Annotated in this window: 3 protein-coding genes; 2 read left to right on the top strand and 1 reads right to left on the bottom strand. The window is 31.7% G+C overall.

From position 1 onward, the window contains the following. Both ABZA26_RS12630 and ABZA26_RS12625 read left to right on the top strand, forming a co-directional pair. Positions 1–458 (top strand): efflux RND transporter periplasmic adaptor subunit (locus tag ABZA26_RS12630; protein ID WP_372714869.1); only part of this gene is annotated, 458 nt, incomplete at its 5' end. A 58-nt stretch (positions 459–516) separates the two neighbouring features. Beyond that, positions 517–1,614, top strand: a complete 1,098-nt coding sequence (locus ABZA26_RS12625) for a sugar-transfer associated ATP-grasp domain-containing protein (RefSeq protein ID WP_372714868.1) — start codon at positions 517–519, stop codon at positions 1,612–1,614. 50 nt (positions 1,615–1,664) lie between these two features. Here the strand turns inward: ABZA26_RS12625 and ABZA26_RS12620 are convergent. Next, positions 1,665–2,470: hypothetical protein (locus ABZA26_RS12620; RefSeq protein ID WP_372714867.1), on the bottom strand; the 806-nt coding region annotated here is incomplete at its 5' end.

The raw sequence follows: 2,470 nt of genomic DNA, 5'->3' as shown, positions 1-2,470 counted from the left end.
TAAACGTACCCCTCTTTAGAGCTTCATGGATAGAAAAAGGAGAACAGGCGGTAGTTACACTGAGTGACAGCAAAACTCAAAAAACTTATGAAGGAGTTGTAGAAAGGGTATCGCAGGGAGCAAAAATAGTGGAAAGTGAAAACTTCCAGGATAAGGTAATAGAAGTCTACATAAGTCTAAAAAATACTGATGGACTTAAATTGGGATACTATACCTCTGTAAATATCAAGGGTAAGAAAGTAGATGATTCTCTGACAGTTAATTCTTTCTCTGTTCTAGAGGAAGATGGAGGTCATTATGTGTATACACTCGAGGATGGTGCAGCCAAAAAAACACCAGTGGATATAGGGAAAAAAGTCTCTTCTAGAATAGAAATACTAAATCTTCCAGAGGGAACCCCTATTATAGTGAATCCTTTTAAAGTTAGAGATGGAGAAAAAATTTCCATAGAAAAATAAAAACAAACACCTTGTCCCACAATGTGAAATGTCATAAGGAATAAATGGGAGGTGTAATTTGCTGAATATAGAAAAAAAAATTGATCATTTTTCTTGTACTTTAAAAAAAAAATCAATTGTTTTCAGATCCAACTGCAAAATAATTGCACTGACAGCAGGGAAAGGATTTTTTTTAGAAAAAATACAGAAATCAAAAATAAAAGATTACTGGAAGAAATACGGCATCCATATAAAAAACTACCAGTGGCATAAAATATGCTGTAATCTTAACACTTTTGATGAAAGATATTTGACATATCCGGTATTTGTAAATCAAGTTCTTCCTTATTTAAACAATCTTGATTTTTTAAGATCTTATAATGATAAAAATATGCTAAATAGATTATTTCCTGATATGAAACAACCAAAAATCCTTTATAGGGATATTAACGGGAAAAGCTATGATGGAGAATATCGGGAAATTCATACAGATCTATTCATAAAAGAATTTCTAAATCACGACGGAGAATATCTTATAAAGCCAAGTATAAATAGTGGTAATGCAAGAGGAATAAAGCTTTTATCAGTAAAAGAAAAAAAAATTATTCTTGATAAGAAAGAGATGAGTTTTCAGGATCTTATCAAAGAGTATAAAAAAGATTTCTTGTTGCAAGAGAGATTGAGTCAAACAGAAATATTTAAAAAAATATCTCCAAATTCTCTCAGCACAATTGGAGTGACAACGCTTCGCTGGGAAAATCAATTCCATATTTTAAATACATATATGAAATTTGGAACTGGTGAGAGTATAATAGACAATATGGCAACTGGAGGACTGGAAATAGGAATAGACACTGAAACTGGTAAACTAAAAAAATATGCTCTATTAAAAAATTTAGTTTTTTTAGAATCTCATCCTGACAGCAAGATTACTTTTGAAGGTATAGAGGTTCCCAGATTTGATGAAATAATATCAAAAGCAGTTGAGTGTCATAAAAAATTACTTTATTTTGATTTTGTAGTTTGGGATTTTGCCTTAGATAAAAACAATGAAATTTATCTGATTGAGCCAAACCTTGGTGCTCAAAGTGTAAATTCATTACAGGTAAATAATGGACCTCTATTTGGAGGTCTGAGTGATGAAATTTTTGAAAAAATTTTTAAAAGCAAAATATAAAAGTAAACTAAAAAAGGATCGGAATTCCGATCCTTTTTTAGTTGTATAGCTTATTTAGAAACATTGTTTCGATTTTCATCATTATATATTCCTATTTTATCAAAGGGAATAGACTGGAATCTTAGAACTTCATCTTTTAGTCCGTATACAGGATCAATATCCACTTTGGTTTTTAATTTTAAAAGATGAGACTTTGGTTTTATAGAAAAATTCATGTTTTCAGGATCAACAAAATTTTTCATAAATTTTTTGTCGCTGGATTTCCCCTGGATATTATTCCAAACAGGAGTACCGATATTAAATGATGTTTCATAGGAATTGAGTAGATAAGGATATCTGCTTTTAAAAGGCTCTTTTCTTATATCCACATTTTCAAATATTTTTTTTGCAACTTTATCTTTTTTTGGATCCTGCATCTTTTGAATTGCCTTTAACACACGTTCTTTTTCTCCACCCCACATAAATTCAGGACAGTCTATGAGGATGTTATTTCCTATAGAGGACCCGCCTCCACCGTTGAAATGGATAACGGCATTGCTTCCGGCTTTGTAAAAGATATTTCCAAATATTATAGCGGTATAGAGGTCATCGTCATCAAAATATATAGCCTGTACACCGTTCCCTGATCCCAGTTTATTTTCCAAGTGATGAAAGAAATTATAACGAATAATATTTCCCAGAACACTTGGGTCTCGTCCGGTATAAATAGCTGCCATGTCAGACATATCAGTAACACAGTTGTTTATTTCGTTGTATTCTATCAGATGATCGTTTCCATAAAACATTATAGCCTGTCCAGGGACGTCATGAAGATGATTATTTATTACTTTTTGACCAACACCGTCCAAGTTTACAC

Origin of the sequence: Ilyobacter sp., assembly GCF_041583315.1 — a bacterium.
In the GTDB taxonomy this organism is placed as follows: Bacteria; Fusobacteriota; Fusobacteriia; order Fusobacteriales; family Fusobacteriaceae; genus Ilyobacter.
The sequence above is the reverse complement of the archived record's forward strand: the minus strand, read 5'-3'. Positions and strand labels throughout refer to the sequence as shown.